The 18,380-nt window shown below is 48.0% G+C and carries 21 protein-coding genes; 1 reads left to right on the plus strand and 20 read right to left on the minus strand.

The features are described 5' to 3' along the window. Positions 1-8: 8 nt before the first annotated feature. Together dapB and M1D67_RS12520 are read right to left on the minus strand one after the other, a co-directional pair. Positions 9-812, minus strand: coding sequence for a 4-hydroxy-tetrahydrodipicolinate reductase (gene dapB / locus M1D67_RS12515; RefSeq protein ID WP_020451937.1), 804 nt, complete (start codon positions 810-812; stop codon positions 9-11). A gap of 12 nt (positions 813-824) precedes the next feature. Next, entirely contained in the window at positions 825-1,163 is a 339-nt protein-coding gene (locus tag M1D67_RS12520; protein ID WP_023857432.1) for a nucleotide pyrophosphohydrolase, read from the minus strand. A gap of 137 nt (positions 1,164-1,300) precedes the next feature. On the opposite strand from M1D67_RS12520, the gene M1D67_RS12525 reads away from it, so the two are divergent. Then, on the plus strand, positions 1,301-2,173 hold the full coding sequence (locus M1D67_RS12525) for a YitT family protein (RefSeq protein ID WP_023857433.1): 873 nt from the start codon (positions 1,301-1,303) through the stop codon (positions 2,171-2,173). Positions 2,174-2,217: 44 nt separating this feature from the next. Here M1D67_RS12525 and ypjB read toward each other — a convergent pair whose 3' ends face one another. The 18 genes from ypjB to trpE all read right to left on the minus strand — a co-directional run bounded on the left by ypjB (position 2,218) and on the right by trpE (position 18,171). Continuing rightward, positions 2,218-3,018: a sporulation protein YpjB gene (ypjB, locus tag M1D67_RS12530; protein ID WP_035338516.1), complete on the minus strand. Its 801-nt coding sequence runs from the start codon at positions 3,016-3,018 to the stop codon at positions 2,218-2,220. A 74-nt stretch (positions 3,019-3,092) separates the two neighbouring features. Further along, positions 3,093-3,677 carry a lipoprotein heptaprenylglyceryl N-acetyltransferase LhaT gene (gene lhaT, locus M1D67_RS12535; RefSeq protein ID WP_026579388.1) on the minus strand — a complete coding sequence of 195 codons (585 nt, stop codon included), beginning with the start codon at positions 3,675-3,677 and terminating at the stop codon, positions 3,093-3,095. A 52-nt stretch (positions 3,678-3,729) separates the two neighbouring features. Further along, entirely contained in the window at positions 3,730-3,879 is a 150-nt protein-coding gene (locus M1D67_RS12540; RefSeq protein WP_164468298.1) for a hypothetical protein, read from the minus strand. A gap of 35 nt (positions 3,880-3,914) precedes the next feature. Next, on the minus strand, positions 3,915-4,682 hold the full coding sequence (locus M1D67_RS12545) for a menaquinol-cytochrome c reductase cytochrome b/c subunit (RefSeq protein ID WP_020451942.1): 768 nt from the start codon (positions 4,680-4,682) through the stop codon (positions 3,915-3,917). A 32-nt stretch (positions 4,683-4,714) separates the two neighbouring features. After that, complete coding sequence (gene qcrB, locus M1D67_RS12550; RefSeq protein ID WP_003182952.1) at positions 4,715-5,389, minus strand: menaquinol-cytochrome c reductase cytochrome b subunit; 675 nt, start codon at positions 5,387-5,389, stop codon at positions 4,715-4,717. Positions 5,390-5,391: 2 nt separating this feature from the next. Continuing rightward, positions 5,392-5,898, minus strand: a complete 507-nt coding sequence (locus M1D67_RS12555; protein ID WP_003182954.1) for a QcrA and Rieske domain-containing protein — start codon at positions 5,896-5,898, stop codon at positions 5,392-5,394. 146 nt (positions 5,899-6,044) lie between these two features. Then, positions 6,045-6,491 carry a YpiF family protein gene (locus M1D67_RS12560; RefSeq protein WP_025811228.1) on the minus strand — a complete coding sequence of 149 codons (447 nt, stop codon included), beginning with the start codon at positions 6,489-6,491 and terminating at the stop codon, positions 6,045-6,047. 81 nt (positions 6,492-6,572) lie between these two features. After that, the gene (locus M1D67_RS12565) at positions 6,573-7,112 is read right to left on the minus strand and encodes a ReoY family proteolytic degradation factor (protein WP_020451944.1); all 540 of its coding nucleotides are present in this window, start codon (positions 7,110-7,112) and stop codon (positions 6,573-6,575) included. 68 nt (positions 7,113-7,180) lie between these two features. After that, complete coding sequence (locus M1D67_RS12570) at positions 7,181-8,455, minus strand: tetratricopeptide repeat protein (protein WP_035338515.1); 1,275 nt, start codon at positions 8,453-8,455, stop codon at positions 7,181-7,183. A 232-nt stretch (positions 8,456-8,687) separates the two neighbouring features. Continuing rightward, on the minus strand, positions 8,688-9,974 hold the full coding sequence (gene aroA, locus M1D67_RS12575; protein ID WP_023857440.1) for a 3-phosphoshikimate 1-carboxyvinyltransferase: 1,287 nt from the start codon (positions 9,972-9,974) through the stop codon (positions 8,688-8,690). A 10-nt stretch (positions 9,975-9,984) separates the two neighbouring features. Beyond that, on the minus strand, positions 9,985-11,100 hold the full coding sequence (locus M1D67_RS12580; RefSeq protein ID WP_105981041.1) for a prephenate dehydrogenase: 1,116 nt from the start codon (positions 11,098-11,100) through the stop codon (positions 9,985-9,987). 54 nt (positions 11,101-11,154) lie between these two features. Further along, positions 11,155-12,240, minus strand: a complete 1,086-nt coding sequence (gene hisC, locus M1D67_RS12585; protein ID WP_105981042.1) for a histidinol-phosphate transaminase — start codon at positions 12,238-12,240, stop codon at positions 11,155-11,157. A gap of 9 nt (positions 12,241-12,249) precedes the next feature. Continuing rightward, the gene (gene trpA, locus M1D67_RS12590; RefSeq protein ID WP_026579384.1) at positions 12,250-13,053 is read right to left on the minus strand and encodes a tryptophan synthase subunit alpha; all 804 of its coding nucleotides are present in this window, start codon (positions 13,051-13,053) and stop codon (positions 12,250-12,252) included. Further along, complete coding sequence (trpB, locus tag M1D67_RS12595; RefSeq protein ID WP_023857444.1) at positions 13,022-14,248, minus strand: tryptophan synthase subunit beta; 1,227 nt, start codon at positions 14,246-14,248, stop codon at positions 13,022-13,024. Before trpB ends, trpA begins: the two co-directional genes overlap by 32 nt. After that, complete coding sequence (locus M1D67_RS12600) at positions 14,229-14,885, minus strand: phosphoribosylanthranilate isomerase (protein WP_025811224.1); 657 nt, start codon at positions 14,883-14,885, stop codon at positions 14,229-14,231. Before M1D67_RS12600 ends, trpB begins: the two co-directional genes overlap by 20 nt. Further along, positions 14,885-15,643: an indole-3-glycerol phosphate synthase TrpC gene (gene trpC / locus M1D67_RS12605; RefSeq protein ID WP_105981043.1), complete on the minus strand. Its 759-nt coding sequence runs from the start codon at positions 15,641-15,643 to the stop codon at positions 14,885-14,887. Before trpC ends, M1D67_RS12600 begins: the two co-directional genes overlap by 1 nt. Then, entirely contained in the window at positions 15,636-16,652 is a 1,017-nt protein-coding gene (gene trpD / locus M1D67_RS12610) for an anthranilate phosphoribosyltransferase (protein ID WP_105981044.1), read from the minus strand. Before trpD ends, trpC begins: the two co-directional genes overlap by 8 nt. Continuing rightward, a complete protein-coding gene (trpE, locus tag M1D67_RS12615; RefSeq protein ID WP_025811223.1) occupies positions 16,624-18,171 on the minus strand; it encodes an anthranilate synthase component I in 1,548 nt (515 codons plus the stop codon). The genes trpD and trpE overlap by 29 nt, the downstream gene beginning before the upstream one ends. Positions 18,172-18,380: the final 209 nt, after the last annotated feature.

Genomic DNA, 18,380 nt, shown 5'->3' on the forward strand with positions numbered 1-18,380 from the left:
CCTTCTTGTTACTCTATGATATTTTCAAGGCCGTAGACAAGCTGATCGATTTTCATCACTTGTTCAACAGCCAGTTTCACACCAGACATAAAAGATGCGCGGTTGTATGAATCATGACGGATTTTCAAGGTTTGGCCGTCTCCGCCGAACATCACTTCCTGATGGGCGATCAATCCCGGCAGACGAACGCTGTGGAGACGGATTCCGTTTTGATCGGCTCCTCTTGCTCCCGGCAGAATTTCTTTTTCATCCGGATGCCCCTGCATTTTCGCTTCGCGAACAGCCGAAATCATTTCCGCCGTTTTCAAGGCCGTTCCGCTTGGTGCGTCAAGCTTTTGATCATGGTGCTGTTCAATGATTTCGACATCGGTAAAATAGTTGGCAGCCATTTGCGAAAACTTCATCATCAACACGGCTCCGAGCGCGAAGTTTGGCGCGATGATGGCTCCGATCCCCTTCTCGTCGGTCAGTTCCATAAGCTCGTTCAAGTCACTCTCAGAAAATCCTGTCGTTCCCACAACAGGACGGACGCCGTGCTCCAGCGCGATTTTTGTATGTAGCTTGCCGATTTCCGGCGTTGTCAAATCAATTAGAACGTCCGGAGCCGTTTCTGAAAAGCATTCGGTAATATCGGTGTAAATGACGGCTTCTGAACTTGATATCATCACGTCTGACAGCTTTTCACGGTTATATGTACGGTCGATTGCACCGACAAGCTCAAAATGTGCGGTATCTTCAACAAGTTTGACCGCTTCGCTTCCCATTCTTCCGCGCGGTCCTGCTATTGCGATTTTAATGGTCTCCTTTTGCATCTTGATTCTCCTCTACTTTCCTTCTTCTTTTCTTGTCCAGCGGTCTTTGTCACGGGTGTTGAACTTCTCCATGACCATATCATGCGCTTCATCCAATGATATATGAAGCGAATTCGCAAGACAAACTAAAACGAACAATACGTCGCCGATTTCTTCATCGATCTTTTTTTCCGATTCGGTTTTTTTCTTCGGCTTTTCACCGTAATGATGGTTGATTTCCCTCGCCAGTTCGCCAAGCTCTTCCGTCAGCCTGGCCATCATGGCAAGCGGACTGAAATAGCCTTCTTTAAACTGGCCGATATATTCGTCAACCTCACGCTGTATATCTTTCATCGTTTTTTCTTTCGTCATGCTGACAAAACCTCCTGTCATCTCTTACATGTTAGCGAATTCAAACAAGTTTGACAAATGTTTAAGACGGGTTTGCTGTTTTAAAACGGATACACTATAATATTAACGCCAGCTTATGGAAGGAAAGGAGTTTTTTTATGTTCGGAGACATCAGAATGAAGAACGTCCTGTTTATTTTAGCAGGCGCCGCTGTTTTTTCCTTTGGACTCGTTCATTTTAATATGCAGAACAACTTGTCGGAAGGCGGTTTTACCGGCATTACCCTGCTGCTTTATTTCCTGTTTAACATCGATCCTTCCATATCCAATCTGGTGCTGAACATCCCGGTCTTCTTCATCGGCTGGAAACTCCTCGGCAGAACGGTTTTCTCATATACCATTCTCGGCACAGTCAGTCTGTCGGTGTTTTTATGGATTTTTCAGCGCTTCCAGATTCATATGCCGCTACAAAACGATCTTGCGCTCGCGGCTCTTTTTGCAGGCGTGTTTATCGGTACCGGATTGGGCATTATTTTCAGATATGGCGGAACGACGGGCGGCGTCGATATTATTGTGCGGCTGATCAACAAATATTTTCAAGTGCCGATGGGCAAAGCCATGTTTGTGTTTGACGCCTGCGTCATTACATTATCCCTTATTTTTTACCTCTCCTATAAGGAAGCGATGTACACGCTTGTTGCCGTATTTGTCGCCTCAAAGGTCATCGATTTTATGCAGGAAGGCGGTTATGCTGCAAAAGGCGCCACCATCATCTCTGAAAAAAACGACCAGATCCAGCGCAAAATCATTGAAGAAATGGAAAGAGGCGTCACGGTTTTAAAAGGTCAGGGGTCATATACGAAAACAGAGCGGGACGTTCTCTACTGCGTCGTTCCGAAAAATGAGGTTTTCCAGCTGAAAAACGTGATTACCTCTGTCGACCCGCACGCTTTTGTAGCCGTAAGCGACGTACACGACGTTCTGGGAGAAGGGTTTACGCTTGATGAGAACAAAAATCCCATCACACGCTGATTGAAGGTCAGCAAAAAAAAGAAGCTCGCGATCAGCGGAGCTTCTTATTTCGGCCAATCTTTTTCTCTTTTTCTGCGCCTGTCCTCTTCAGCTTTATACTTTCTGAAACCGACATATGTCAGCGTCGAGAGGATAATGCTTCCTGTCGTCAGGATGACCCATAATAGTGAAGGGTCTGCATCATCTTCTTCTACTTGATCAAACACATCTTCCAAATCTTTTTCCAAAAGCGTCAGCCTTTCCAGCTTGCTGCTTTCCGTCATTTGCTGAAAGCCCCCGTTTTCCACGACCGCAATATGGTTGGAGACGCTTTTTAACTGCTTTGGCGAAACATCAATCGTTAAGCTTGGATAAATCGTATCATACAAGGATAAAAAATGATTCCACTTTTCCCTGAATGTCAGGTTGTCTTCTTTCTGAATCCCGGCCTTCAAAGCGCTGAAAGAATCCATGATCGGCTTTTTCAAACTGCTCCACAGCGGATCATGGTCAGATTCTATGGCGTCCATCAGCATTCTAAACTGGGCAGCGGCTTTAAATTTTTCCTGCTGTGCGACATCTTCGCTTTCCAGCCTTTTCAGCGTATCATGGTAGGCCAGACTGACCTGGCGGATTTCCGAGCCTGTCATAATACCCTCTGTTTCCCCATTCTCCGCTGCTTTCAGCCGTTTTTCAAAGTATTGAAGAATTTGTACCGCTTCCTCATATTGAGACTGCCTTGTTAGCTGGAATACCGTATCTGACAGTTCCGTCAATTCCTGCAAAGCCAATGATTCTTTCGCTTTTAAACCGGCCGCAGGAAAAACAAGCGCAAGCATCATGCAAAGGATCACCTTTCGTATCATTACGGTCCCTCCCACTCCTTCTATTAAAGCGTATGAAGAGAGGGACAAGGTTAGACCTAGATTGTGAATCCGTGTTACAGCTTAAAAGCTTTCCGGGACAAAACCAAGTAATAGGCCAAAGCGATCGAAGCGATACTGAGCCAAAATGTAAAATAGCCGATCTGCGGCATATATTGATCGAGCATTGAATAATTCGGCATCATGCCAAACAAGTAATCAATGACATCATTATGCAGCGTCCAAACAGCCGCAAGCGCCAAATGCCACCCTTTAAACCGGTAATGAGGGGCGTACAGCACGCCTTGCACAGCCATTGCGAAATGCGACGCGATCAGCATATAGCCCGTCCAATGGAGGCTTCCGGACACCGCAAGCACAAGAATATTCATCACAACCGCCCACAGCCCGTATTTGACGAGCGTAACAAGCGCAAGCGCCTCAAAGAGAGGAGCATTCCTTCCCAATAAAAGTCCGATGAGAACAAATAAAAAAAACAATGTCGCCGTCGGGCTGTCGGGAACGAAAATCAGAAATTTCGCAGGCGTATTCGTCAGTTGCGGAAGGTACCAGTAATACCCGTAAACCGTACCGAAGAAATTAATGATCAAAAGCAGCAGAAGCAGCGGCTTTTGAGCGAGCATGTAGGAAATCAGTTTCAAAGCAATCAACTCACAGTCTCTTTAAATAAAAAAAGCCGCCGCCGAGTCAGCTTCACAGACTGACCGCAGAAACGTGCGCCAAGAAGCAGCGGCCTTTCCGGCTTCCGTACGGTTCACGATCAGCAGCGGTCAAAATTGAAAAGGCCATCGACATCGTCGACAGCCCGAGAGGCTGACTTGGCGTCAGCTTCAGCTCTATCAAGAGTATAGCCTGCCTTCATCAACTTGACAACCGTTTTATTTCGCCGTTGTTTCGGAGATGAATTTAGACAGTTCTTTAAGCTCTTTATCAGATCCTTTAAAAACGCCAGCAGGCATTTCGCCTTTTCCTTCCTTGGCGATTTTCGCAATCTCTTCCGGAGACAAGCCGTTGTCAACGAGAGACGGGCCTGCCGCTCCTCCCTGCATGTTGTCTCCATGGCACGAAATACAGCCTTGCTCCTGATAAATCTTATACCCTGCTGCACTCGTATCTATATTGGCCTCTTCCTTGATCTTACCCTGCTCTTCAGCAGCGGCCCAGTCGTGGGTGACAACGGACTGCCATGTTAAGAAAATCGTCGCTGAAATTGCCAAAAGCATCAACCCTACGGCAACCGGGCGTTTAAACGGCCTTCTTTCAGGGCCTCTGTCAAGAAACGGTGCCAATAATAGCGCTCCGAATGCAATTGTCGGGATAATAATTGCGCCGACCACCGTATACGGCCCGGCAGCATATTCGTATTTCAGCAATTGGTAAAGAAATAGAAAATACCAGTCTGGCAAAGGTATGTAGCCGGTATCGGTCGGATCTGCCATCCGCTCGAGCGGAGGCTCATGCACGATGGTCAGCACGAGAAAACCGACAAGGAAAACCGCCCCGACCATCCATTCTTTCAACAGGAAATTCGGCCAGAACGCTTCCGTTTTCCCTGGAAATTCGGAATAATCTTTTGGAATATTCGGTTTTCTTTCCGCCGGGATCCGTGAATCACCGACAAACTTCATCCCTTTTCCCCTCTTCATGCCATCCCCTCCTTCTCAATTGAGTCGCTCGCTTACAGCGGCCCAGAAATTCCTTGCTTGCGAATCATGATAAAGTGTGCAGCCATCAGTCCGAACAGAGCGGCTGGCAGGAAAAAGACGTGTATGGCAAAAAAGCGCGTCAACGTCTGAGCGCCGACAATATCCGGATGACCGGCAAGCAGCGTTTTAATTTCCGAGCCGATCAGCGGCGTCGCCTCAGCAATCTGCAAACCTACTTTTGTCGCAAACAGAGCTTTCATATCCCAAGGCAAAAGGTAGCCTGTAAAACCTAAACCGAGCATGACAAAGAAGATCAAAACGCCGACAATCCAGTTCAGCTCTCTCGGCTTCTTATAGGCCCCCTGGAAGAAAACCCTGAGCGTATGAAGAAACATCATCACAATGACCAAGCTTGCACCCCAGTGGTGCATTCCCCTTACAATCTGTCCGAACGCCACTTCATTCTGCAAATAATAAACAGATTCCCAGGCGTTTTTAATATCCGGAACGTAATACATCGTCAAAAACATGCCGGACAGCACCTGAATCACCGTAACGAAAAACGTCAATCCCCCGAAGCAGTACACGAAAGCTGAAAAATGGTGAGCCGGGTTCACGTGTTCAGGAACTTCATGGTCGGCGATGTCCCGCCAGAGCGGCGTAATGTCAAGTCTTTCGTCCACCCAGTCATAAATTTTGTTTAGCATGATCACCCATCCTTCCTCGGCTTGGCTTTCCCTAAGTAAAGGTAGCCGTCTTTAACCTCTTGCTCATAGCGGTCCAAAGGAGCAAGCGGCGGAGTTCCGGGCACGTTGGTACCATCCTTTTCATAAAGTCCGTAATGGCACGGACAAAAGAACTTATTCGGATTTTTAGGATCGCTGTTCCAGTTGACCGTACACCCCAAATGTTTACAAACCGGTGATAAAGCTACAATTTCGTCCCCACTTTTGAAAACCCACGCTGATCTCGATTCTTCCGATTCGTACCAGGCATCCACTTGTTTGATTTTAAAATCGAAGCGCTGCGGTTCATTTGTCAATTCATCAACGCTGACAACCTGAACCATGTCCTGATCTTCAGTCGGCCTTAAAACCGGATCGAGCGCGAAGCGAACCATAGGCATGAGCATCCCCGCCGCCATAAAGCCGCCGACTCCGGTCAGCGTATAGTTTAAAAACTGACGTCTGGATACCCGATGTCTTTTTTCGCTCATCTTCATATCCCCCCTCAAGTCCCCAGCTACAATATAACTGAAATAGAAAAAAATTCATGAAACTAGGACACCCTCATAATATATCAATATTTTAGGAAGGTCAACATTCCCAAAATCATTATACAAAGGAAATGTAAGTGTTTTTATTAAGAGTTCCAATATTGTAACAAAATGTTCAATATTTGCTCAATTTGGTCTTCCAGCAGCTTCTGCTTTAACGAATCCTTCATATGTTCGAGAGGAATCGCCGGAACCCACAGCAGCTTTTGCTCGCTTTCGAGCACCTGCTTCCAGCGTTCATCCGTCGTTAAAAAAACGATGTGGCGAAAATGTTTTCCGGCCATTTCTTTTAAATCGGCGATATGCTGCGCCGATTTTTCATTCGCATCTAAATATGTACAGGGCGGAAACAAATAGATTCTGCCCTTCAGCTGCCTTTCAAGTTCTTCTGCAAGTATAGACGTAAATTCCCCTTTTGATACGGCCGATTTAAACTGATCTCCCAAATTAACCGATATTAAAGGGATGACAGCTGTATCGATGTATTCTTTCGCGTTCAAGTAAATATCCGCATCGTGCGTATTCCATTTCACGGCTCCCGGCCTCCTCGTTTTGACAGCGCTTTCTCCAGAGCTGAACAAGCCTTGCTCTCGGCAAGGCTTGATAGCAGCGGATTATCGCAGCTGGCTCAGTTGTTTAGCTAGTTTTTCGAAGCTTTCTTTATCTTGGCGGTCAAGCGCTTCATCGATTTCCCGCAGCAGCTTTTGTCTCTGAAAAGTGGAAATGGAATGCTCCAAAATCTGTTCAGCGACAATTTTATCTTTTTCATTTTCATATAGGTCTTTCGGAATATGGGGGTTGGCTTCGAGTACCGCCGCATATTCCGGAGAATTATAGGCTGAGCGGAAGTTCAGCTGGATAAAGAGATCCTGCTGCTTATTCAGCCTGATATCATGAAATGATTTTTCTGCATCGGTCGTCATGACATTTTCTTTATAAAAACGAAAAGGCACTTCCTCAACGCAGTGGGTAGACATGATAATGCCCCTCGGACAAAATTCGGCCTGCTCGACAAAATGCACTTTTTCCATCAGCGAGTCATGGCTCATTAAATAATTCAGAATCCATACACACTCTCTTCGTTTCAGCTGATAATGGTTGAGAAACCAGCGGATAAAATCTTTTTTTTCATTGACAGAAACAGGGGTCTGCATGTTATTCCCTCCTCTATCGCATCTTGTGTATTACTTTATAAATTCCACACAAACCGATCATATCCTGCTTATTCAAAGGAATTTTCATCTTCGATTCTGAAAATCGTCTCCTGGACTTCCTCGTTTGCCGGGTCGAGCTCTGCCAGTTTTTTCAGCAGAGGCAGCGCTTCTTTCCGCCGTCCTTCTTCTAGCAGAAACATTGAATATTCGTAAAGGAAATCGGCGTCATCCCGATAGTGCAAAAATGCGTTCTCATATTCCTCACGCGCCTTGTCGTACGCCTCTGTCCGGGCGAATGCCGATGCCAGATGCCAGCTGAACTTCGGATCATCCTCTCCGTATTTGCGGACTTCCTGTACAAGTTCAATAATGCTCTCATCGTCTTCTTCTTCAAGAAACAGCGCAAGCAGGGCATGGACGGCTTCCAGATATCCGGGGTCCAGCGCGAGCGCTTCACGAAGCAGCTCTTTCGCTTCCGAATGCCTTTTCGTTTTTAAGGCTGCTTTTGCAGCGGAAAGATAAAGCTCTTTGTTGAATTCATCGAAGCGGATTCCTTCTTTTGCCGTTTCAAATGCTTCTTCATAAAGCCCTTCTGCTTCAAAGCTGTTTGCCAGAGGCTTGTAAAGTGAAGAATAAGCAGGATCCATTTCCTTCAGCTCTGTCAGTTGTTTAATCGCAGTTTTAGGATACCCCGCTTTCAGCGCCGTAAAACCAAACCCGAACAGTGTGTTGGGCTCCGGGTTCTCCTTGACGGCTTTTTCATACCATTCAAGCGCTTCTTCAAACGCGCCGGATGAACTTAATGATTCCGCCAGCCTTTGGTACACATTGACGCCGCCGATGACGGCTTCTTCTTCGGCCGCTTTTTTGAATTGACGGACCGCTTTGCCGTAAGCTCCCTGAGTGAAATACAGCTCTCCCAAAGCAAAATCGATAACCGGCTCATCCGGCAAAATGGCTTGGGCCTTTAACAGCTTTTGCTCGCTGACTTCAAACAGACCCTGCATCTGATAGAGGTCAGCCATTAAAAGCAGGCACTGCGGGTACGCTTCATCTGTTTCCGGAATCGTTTCGAGCACGCTCAGCGCTTTTTCTTCCTGATCGGTTTCGATGAGGAGTTCGGCATAAAAGCATGTCAGTTCCGTTTCATCCGGATACAGTTCATGGAGATCATTCGCGATGGCGATAGCCTTATCGACAATGCCCCATTCGTAATACAGCTGAGCTACTATGGCTTTGTCTTCATCATGAAGGTCAGACTCGATATCAGCAAGCTTTTTCAATCCGCTTTCCGGGTGGCCTGCTTCAACTAATTTTATGGCTTCTTGAATCGAAGTATTCAAATCTAAACGTCCCTTTCTTTCGTCAATTCATCGCCTGCCGTATCAGCCGGCATATCACGGTGAGTTACTTACTATCATAATTCACGCGGCGGCTTCCGGCAAATATGTTGCCCGCACACCTGTATGAAGCAGATTGATTCTGTTAAGACAAGCTATGCGGGAGACATTCGTTTTATGATCAAACGCCGGGCTTTCATGATTTTCCGGGCTGAAAAAGCCTGAGCACAAGGCTTCAGGCTTTTTTTGCAAGCTTTTCAATATGTTCAAAAAACGAAGGATATGAGACGCTCACAGCTTCAGGCTGTAAAATGTCGATCGGCTGCTCGCAGATGCAGGCGGCGATTCCCAGCATCATTCCGATCCGGTGGTCCCCGTGGCTTGAGACTTTCGCGCCGCCTGTAAGAGGTGTCCTGCCGTGAATCTTCATCCCGTCTTCTGTCGGCTCGATGTTCGCACCGATTTTTTTCAGCTCTGAGGCGACGGTATCGATTCGGTTCGTTTCTTTTACTTTGAGCTCAGCCGCGTCTTTGATGACCGTCGTTCCTTCAGCCTGTGTAGCGAGAAGAGCGATGATCGGTATTTCATCGATGAGGCGCGGGATCAAATCGCCCGAAATCTCAGCGGCTTTCAAAGAGGACGTTTTGATTCTGAGATCGCCGTACGGCTCGGCGTTTCCGGCATTTTTTTCTTCGATTTCAAGATCGGCCCCCATTTCTTTCAAGACATCGATGATTCCCGTCCTGGTCGGATTGAGTCCGACATTGCGAAGCACGACTTCACTGTCAGGAACTAGGGAAGCCGCTGCCAGGAAAAACGCAGCTGATGAAATATCACCCGGCACGAAGACTTCGGCCGCTTTCAGCTGCTGCCCGCCCTCAATTGTTACGCTTGTTTCATCTTCCTGAAGGCTGACACCGAACATTGACAGCATCCGTTCCGTATGGTCTCTTGATTTATGAGGCTCCGTCACCGTTGTGGCGCCTTCGGCCTGCAGACCTGCAAGCAAAACGGCAGATTTGATTTGCGCACTTGCAACAGGCGACTGAAAATCGATCGCTGCCAGATGTCCGCCGCGGACAGAGAGCGGTGTATATTCCCCTCCGGCGCGGCCGTCGATTTTCGCTCCCATTTTTCGAAGCGGTTCTGTGACACGCTTCATCGGCCTTTTGGCGATGCTCTCATCGCCGGCGACTGTACTGTGAAACGGGCGTCCCGCCAAAATGCCGAGCATCAGCCTGATCGTCGTTCCGGAATTCCCCACGTCAAGGAGTTCCGCAGGTTCAGCCAGCTGATCGAGCCCTTTGCCGAGGACGGTGACATCACTGCCATTCTGTTCGATTTCCACACCCATTTTCCGAAAGCAGGCGATCGTGCTCAAGCAGTCAGCTCCTGGCAAAAAGTTTTTGATGACAGTTTTCCCTTCTGCTATGGCTCCGAACATAACAGAGCGATGAGAGATGGATTTATCTCCCGGAATATGAAGCTCTCCTTTTAGTGAACTGATTTTTCCTCTTTTCATGTGTTCCACCTCAATCAGCATAAAATGTTTCATATTTTGCACGGGTTTGAATGCATTTTTCGGCGCGTTTTCGATCTTCATCGGACTGAAAGCTGATTCTGAGAACACCATTTATGTCTTCCCTTGTTTCAATAATCCGGATGTTCGTAATGCTGATTTTCTCGTCAGCGAGAATCGCCGTAATTTCCGAGATGACCCCGGGATGGTCGGGGACATCGACATAAAGATCGTAAAAGGAAGGAATCGCGCCTTTTTGCCGCAAAGGCAGACCGTCGCGGTATTCCTTGGCCTGCCGAAAAAATTCAAACAGCCCGTCTGCATCTTCATTTTCGATAAAAGACTGGATTCTGTCCAGCTCAAATTTCCATTCGTCAAACCGTTCCAATATTTTATCTTTATTGTGCAAAAGAATATCGCGCCACATCGCCGGGCTGCTTGAGGCAATTCTCGTAATATCGCGGAAGCCCCCTGCGGCAAAACGCTTGACGAGCGGATAATGATCTTCGAATTTGACGGTCTGGTGGACGAGACTGGCCGCTACGACGTGCGGAAAGTGGCTGATCACGCTTGTAACGGCGTCGTGTTCAGCCGGAGACATTTCCACAAACTTTGCATTTGTTCCTTTGAGCAGATCTTTTAAGGAAGCAACCGCTTCTTTGCCGGCGGAGCCGGAAGGCGTCAAAATGTAAAACGCGTTCTCGAAAAGGAAGTCTTTGGCGGCTGCGACGCCCGATTTATGCGATCCGGCCATCGGATGGCCCCCAATAAACCTGTATTCATCCGGCAGCACTTTCTCGGCATGGCTGACGACCTTTTGTTTCGTGCTGCCGACATCTGTAATGAGCAGCTTTTTTCTGATGCCTGAAGCGGCAAGTTCATCAAGCATGTGAAGCGTCTGTTCGACCGGCGCCGCTAAAAAAACGGTTGATGCTTCGTTCACCCCTTCTAAAAAAGAAACAGCCGGAGCATCAATAACGCCAAGCTTTTGTGCAGCTCTTGCCTGCTCTTCTGACACGTCAAACCCGATGATCCGTTTGCCGGGGTGTTCCTTTTTGATGGCAAGGGCGATCGAACCGCCGATTAAGCCCAAACCGGCCAATAAAATCGTTTCATTTGGTTGAGTCATTTTTTATCACCTAAGTTCATCAATAGACTAAAGAGGTGACTGAATCATCACCTCTTACAACATGCCGGCTAACGTTTTCAACAAGCCTTCGTTCTGTTCCTTCGTACCGACCGATATTCTAAGGAATGTCGGAAAGCCGAGCGCATTCCCCGATCTGACGATATAGCCTTTTTTCAGCAGATCCATGAAAAGTTCGTCTGCATTCCGTTTAAAATCGATCAGCACAAAGTTCGTTTGTGAAGGATAGTAATTTAGCCCGTGCTCATCACAGAAATCGTAGTACTGTTTGAGCCCTTCATTGTTTTTTTTCACGCAATCGTCGATAAATGCCTGATCGCCCAGCGCGGCAAGCGCGGCAGCCTGGCCGAGCCGGTTTGTATTAAACGGCTGTCTCGCCGGCTCAACCGCCTGAATCAGCTGTTCAGAGGCAATCCCATAGCCGACCCTCAAAGACGCTAAACCGTAAGCTTTTGAAAACGTCCTGAGAATCATCAAGTTCGAAAAGCGTTCCAAAAGCGGAATGGTCTCAGGGTAGTCTTGAGCCGTTACGTATTCGTAATAAGCTTCATCGACGACAGCAAGGACATGTTCCGGGACTTTTTCAAGAAAACGGATCAGGTTGCGGCCGGATTCATACGTTCCGGTCGGATTGTTCGGGCTGCAAACCCAGACAACCTTCGTCTGTTCATCGATCGCCTCCAGCATTGCATCCAGGTCGTGGCAGCCGTTTTCAAGCAGGCCGATTTCCCTGACTTCCGCTCCTTCGATGACAGCATTGTGCTTGTATTGTGAAAATGTCGGATTCGCCATTACAGTGTTTGATGCAGGATCCAACAAAGAGCGGGAAATAATTTGAATGACTTCGTCCGTTCCGTTTCCAAGGATGATGTTCGTTTCGTTTACGCCGAGATGGGAGGCAAGCTTTGTTCTTAATGCCGCACTATAGCCGTCAGGATAGAGAGCCATTTGCTGCACTTCGGTCTGGAGCGCTGCTTTTGCCGCTTCCGAACAGCCGTAAGGATTTTCATTTGAAGCGAGCTTGACGACCCGGTCGAGGTTGAATTCTTTTTTGACCTCTTCAATCGGTTTGCCCGGCTTGTAAGGCGTTAATTGTTTTAACTGTTCTTTAATTTGCAACATTCTGTCACCTCATTTTACCATGTACGATCCGCTAAATGTCTTAGCGTATGCCTCAAACGCCTTTAAGGCTTGTTCCCTTGTCTCAGGGGCGATGAGTTCGTCTTTCAGCTCTTCGATCTTTCTGACAAGGGCGCTTCCCACGACAACGCCGTCCGCCAGTTCATTCATCATCTCCACTTGTTTGGAGCTGGAAATCCCAAACCCAACGGCAACCGGGACGGAGCTCATTCCTTTAACTGACCTGATAAATGAAGAAACAGAATCTTCGAATTCATTGCGCACACCTGTCACACCGAGCGAAGAAACGCAATACACAAAACCTTCCGCTTGCTGCGTTATTTTTTGAATGCGCGATTCGCTTGTCGGCGCGACCAGCGAAATATAGGTAATCCCGTGTTTTTTACACTGCTGCTGCAAATATACACTTTCCTCAAAAGGAAGGTCCGGTACAAGGAGTCCGTCTAGCCGATTTTGTCGCAGTAAAGCGAAAAAGTGATCTGTATCTAATTGTAACACAGGATTATAATACGTAAAGAGAATAATCGGAATATGGACGCCGTTTTTTTTCATTTCACCGCCAAGCCTGATCGCTTTTACGATGTTCATGTCGTTGTCAAGCGCCCTTTTGGACGCGCGCTGAATCACCGGGCCGTCAGCGAGCGGATCAGAATACGGAACCCCGAGTTCAAGGGCGGACGCCCCCGCCTCTTGAAGGGATTTCGCCAGCTCGATCGAGATTTCAGGCAGCGGGTCTCCCGCTGTAATAAACGGAACAAATAACTTATCGGACGGCTGTTTTTTCAGATTGAACATCTTGATTCACCTCTTCTTCCAACACCTTCATCAAGGTATGGACGTCTTTGTCTCCCCTGCCTGAAAGGCAGACGAGAACACTTTTCTCTCTCGGCAGTTCTTTAGCGATGTCAAATGCTTTTGCCAATGCATGGGCGGATTCAATAGCCGGCAAAATGCCTTCTGTCTCTGTCAGCAGCCTTAATGCCGAGACCGCTTCATCATCAGTGACAGATTCATATGTGACGCGCCCTGTTTGATGAAGATGAGCGTGCTCGGGGCCGACCCCCGGATAATCAAGGCCTGCTGAGATGGAATAAGGCTCAATGATCTGTCCGTACTCGTCTTGAATCAAGTAGGTCAAAGAACCGTGGATAACGCCTTTTGTACCCTTTGTGATCGTTGCCGCGTGAAGGGGGGTGTCGACACCTTTTCCCGCAGCTTCGACTCCGATCAGTTCAACAGTTTCTTCAATGAATGCGCTGAACATCCCGATCGCATTGCTTCCGCCTCCGACACAGGCGACAACTTTATCGGGGAGGCTTTGCTCCAATTGATAAAACTGCGCTTTCGCCTCTTCGCCGATCATCCGTTGAAATTCACGGACGATATAAGGATACGGGTGCGGCCCGACGACGGAACCGATCATGTAAAAATGATCCTGGCAATGCTGAACCCAGTAACGGATCGCCTCGTTTGTAGCATCTTTTAATGTCCCGTTTCCGCTTGACACCGGAACGACCTCCGCTCCCAAGAGCTTCATCCGGAACACGTTCAGCGATTGTCTGGCAACATCTTCTTCACCCATAAAGACAATGCATGACAAGCCGAACTTTGCAGCGACAGTCGCCGCAGCCACGCCGTGCTGCCCTGCGCCGGTTTCAGCGATGAGCTTTGTTTTCCCCATTTTCTTGGCCAACAGAGCCTGGCCGAGGGCATTGTTGATTTTGTGGGCGCCTGTATGGTTTAAATCTTCTCTTTTTAAATAAATCTTCGCTCCGCCCAGCTGCTTTGTGAGCCGGTCAGCGAACGTCAAAGCCGTCGGCCTGCCTGAGTAGTCTTTTAAAAGCTTTTGATAATCCTTTTGAAACGAGGGGTCGTCTTTCAGTTCAAGAAACGCTTTTTCGATTTCTTCCAAAGGCTGCATGAGTGTTTCCGGCACGAATTTCCCGCCAAAATCACCAAACCTGCCTTGTTCATTCGGATATGAATACATGTTCGAACATCCTTTCTTCTAAAAGGCCGATCAGCTTTTCGCTTTTCCTGCCTCTTTCTTCAATTCCGCTTGCCAGGTCGATTCCCGGCGGGCGCCGCTTTAAAAGATCCGCGATTGTGTCCGGGTTCACGCCCCCGGCGATAAACAGTCGCTTTCTTTCTCTTTGCGCTGCATCTTTATACATCGGAACGCTGTCCCACGAAAACGAAACGCCCGTTCCTCCTCTGAGCCCTTTAACAGACGAGTCGATGACATACCCGTCGATGTAAGGTGCGAAAGATGCCATGCGCTGAACGGTATCATCCCCATGGTGGAGCGCCTTCCAAATCTCGCAGTCTGTCATGCTTTTCAGCCGCTTGATGTCTGCCTCTGTTTCATCTCCGTGAAGCTGGATCACGTCCAAACCGGCATCTTTTACGATTTCTGCTATTCTGCAAATATTTTCATTAACAAAGACGCCGACAAGCTTTTTACCCGCTGTATCCGTTTTGCCACACCAGCGTTTCACATCCTCCGGGTCTGCCGACCGTCTGCTTTCGGCGAAAATAAATCCGAGGTAATCGGCTTTCGAGCGGGCTGTCACCTTTAAATCTTCCAATGAATGAATCCCGCAATATTTTAAGCCCGGTTTCTCCATCATCCGTTCTCTCCGAATAACGCATGGACAGCCTTCAGCTGTGACGGCTCTCTCATTAACGATTCGCCGACTAGCACAGCCCGGGCTCCGCACGCTTTTACAAAAGCGAGGTCTTCCGATTGTCCGATGCCGCTTTCGCTGATAAGAACGGTACCTGACGGAACGAGTTTTGCCATACGCTCCGTTTGCCCGACGGATGTTTCAAAGGTTTTTAGATTTCGATTGTTTACGCCGATGATTTCGGGTGTAAAGACATTTAAAATACCTTCAAGCGTCTCTTCGCCATGAACTTCGACAAGCACATCCATACCTTTTTCAGCAGCTTGCTGATAGAGGTCAAACAGCTTTTGCGGTTCAAGCGCTTCTCCGATCAGCAGGATCGCATCCGCTCCGATGCGGTCCGCTTCTTCAACCTGAATGGAATCAATGATAAAATCCTTGCGCAGTACTGGCAGCGAAACCGAGCGTTTCACATCTGACAAATAACTGTTCTTCCCTTGAAAAAAAGGTGTATCTGTCAGAACAGACAAACAGTCGGCTTTAGCCTGTTCGTACTGTTTAGCGATTTGTACGGGCTCAAAGTTTTCCTGAATCACACCTTTTGACGGTGAAGCTTTTTTCACCTCCGCAATTAAAGCGACAAACCGGTTAGGAGAAAGAAGCGCCTTTTTAAATGACCGCTTTGGCAGCTTCAAATCTTCCGGCAGTTCGATTTTCAGAATGTCTTCTCGTTTTCTATCAATAATTTGATTAAGCATACAACTCTTCCTCTTTCTGTTTTAATCGTTCCAGCTGATCAAGCGCCTCACCGCTTGCAACAGCTTCTAAAGCGAGTGCAACGCCTTCTTTTAAACCCGGCGCCTGTTCTGCGACGTATAAAGCGGCTCCGGCATTAAACGCTGCGATATGAACAGCCGAATCCGGAGCGCGGTTTTTCAAAATATCGACGATGAGACGGCCGCTTTCTTCAGGCGTCGCCACCTGAATGTCGCTTATGCTGCCGAACGGCAGACCGACATCGCCAGGCTCAACGGTGTATTCGTATGTTTTGCCGCCTTTCAGTTCAATCACATCTGTCGGCGATGTGATCGACAGTTCATCAAGACCGTCCCGGCTCGATACAAACAATACGTGTTCCGGTTCAAACGCTTCAAGTGCGCGGGCCATGAGCTTTGCTTTTTCAATCGAGTAGACGCCGATCACCTGGCGCTTGGCTTTCATTGGATTGCTGAGCGGGCCGAGCAGATTGAATACGGTTCTAAAAGCCAAATCCTTCCTTGCGCCGGCCACGTGCTTCATGGAAGAGTGATAGCTTGGCGCATAGAGGAATCCCATATTGCGGCGTTCAATGCTCTGAATCGTTTCTTCAGGCGACGTCTGAATTGAAACGCCGAGATATTCGAGAACATCAGCGCTCCCGCTTTTTGAAGAAACGGAACGATTACCGTGTTTGGCGATTTTTGCCCCGGCTGATGAAGCGATGATCGCCGCCGCTGTGGAAATGTTGAAGGTGGAGCTTCCGTCTCCTCCGGTTCCGCACGTATCAACAACATCTTCCGGCCCGTTTATTGTTTGCGCCTGCTCCCGCATGGCTCTGATAAATCCCGCAATCTCTTCAGCCGTTTCTCCCCTGTAGGCGAGAACGGACAGGAGGCCTCCAATTTCCGCGGCGCTCAGCGAGCCGGTCATCATGTCACGCATGATGCTGTGTGCCTCGGTTTCATTCATTGTTCCTCCATTAACGCATGATTTCAGCAGTTCGTTCATTGCCGTCCTCCCCCTTTTCGAGAAACATTTCTTCAGCGATTTGAATCGTTTTTAACAGAGCCCCCGCTTTATTGCAGGTCTCTTCCCACTCTTTTTCAGGCACGGAGTCGGCTACGATGCCTGCTCCGGCCTGGATGGACGCCACTCCGTTTTTCACGCTCATCGTCCGGATCGTGATGCATGAATCGATATTTCCGTCAAATCCGATATAAGCAATGCATCCCCCATATGTTTCCCTCGGTTCGGGCTCAAGTTCATTTAAAAGCTGAATCGCGCGGATTTTCGGAGCGCCGGTCAAAGTTCCGGCCGGAAATGCGCTCATTAAAGCGTCTACCGGATGAACGCCCGCTTTTAACGAGCCGGTTACGATCGAAATGATGTGCATGACGTGTGAAAAGGAAACGATTTTCGTAAACTCGGGCACTTGGACAGATCCGTACTCAGCTACTCTGCCGATATCATTTCTCGCCAAATCGACGAGCATGTAGTGCTCCGCTTTTTCTTTCTCATCAGCTAAAAGATCTTTTTCGAGCCGCTTATCTTCAGCCTGATCACCGCCTCTTTTCCTCGTGCCGGCAATCGGATGAATTTCAAGATGACCGTTTTGAACATGGATCAGGCGTTCAGGCGAGCTTCCGACGAGATCGCGGTCAGGAAGCTTCATGTAGTACATGTACGGGGACGGGTTGACCATTCTCAGCACTCTGTATAACTCAAAAGAACTGACCTTCACCGGAATATCGAACCTTTGCGAAAGGACGCCTTGAAAAATGTCTCCCGCTTTAATGTACTCTTTCAAGCGATTAACATCGGCCAAAAACCGGGATTTCTCATATGTTGATTGAACCCCTTTAAAGCTGGGGGCCGTGTGCCGTCCTTGCGGGAGAAACAGCTCTTTCGTCGTTTTCCGGCCTGACAGCCTTTGTGTAAGCTGTTTGAGCTCTTCTTTCCCCTTTTTAAAAATGCGCTGTTTCTCCTCCCTTGTTTCACTGCCTTCAAGCCTTGCATAGTGGATGAAATGCAGCTTTTTCAGCTCGTGATCATAGGCGATCATCGTCCGGCAGACAAACAGGAGGCATTTTTCCATCTCCGTTTCTTTGCTGTGCCCTTTGACGGACGGTTCAATGAGCGGCATTAAATCATAGCTTAAATAGCCGACCGCTCCCCCTGTAAACGGGATGTCGAGCTCAGGCGCTTTGATCGAATATGTCTCCGACATCCATTCGAGAATTTCTTTTAACTGTGAAGCTGAATATAGCTTTTTCTGCTTTTGATCGCAGGCGTGAAACCGGCCGCATTCTTCTTTGATCGTCAAAAAGGGGTCCAGACCGATGAAAGAATATCTTGACCATGCAGAGGTTTCATCCTGGCTTTCCAGCAAATACACGATGTTTTCCTGCAGCTTCTCGACCAATTGAACGGGCGTCAGCGTATCGACGGAAAAACTCTCAATTATCGGTATTGTTTTAAAGTGTGAAGTATCCTCTGAAAAAGAGGCAAAATCGGTTTGCAGACTCAACAATCTCTCACTCCTTATTCAGGCGGAGAGAATGAGAAGAAGGCCTTTAGAGGACAAATGATTGAATTGAAGAGGGGAAAACGAAACAAACCCAAAAGAACAGCGTCTTTTGGGTAGAATGAATAAACGTTTTGTCTCAACTCAGCTCATCTCAGCTCATTCTCAATCTACCCTAGTCTCATACTCAGCTTTTCTAAACTAAAACCCCA

The organism is Bacillus sp. PK6-025 (genome assembly GCF_056530265.1).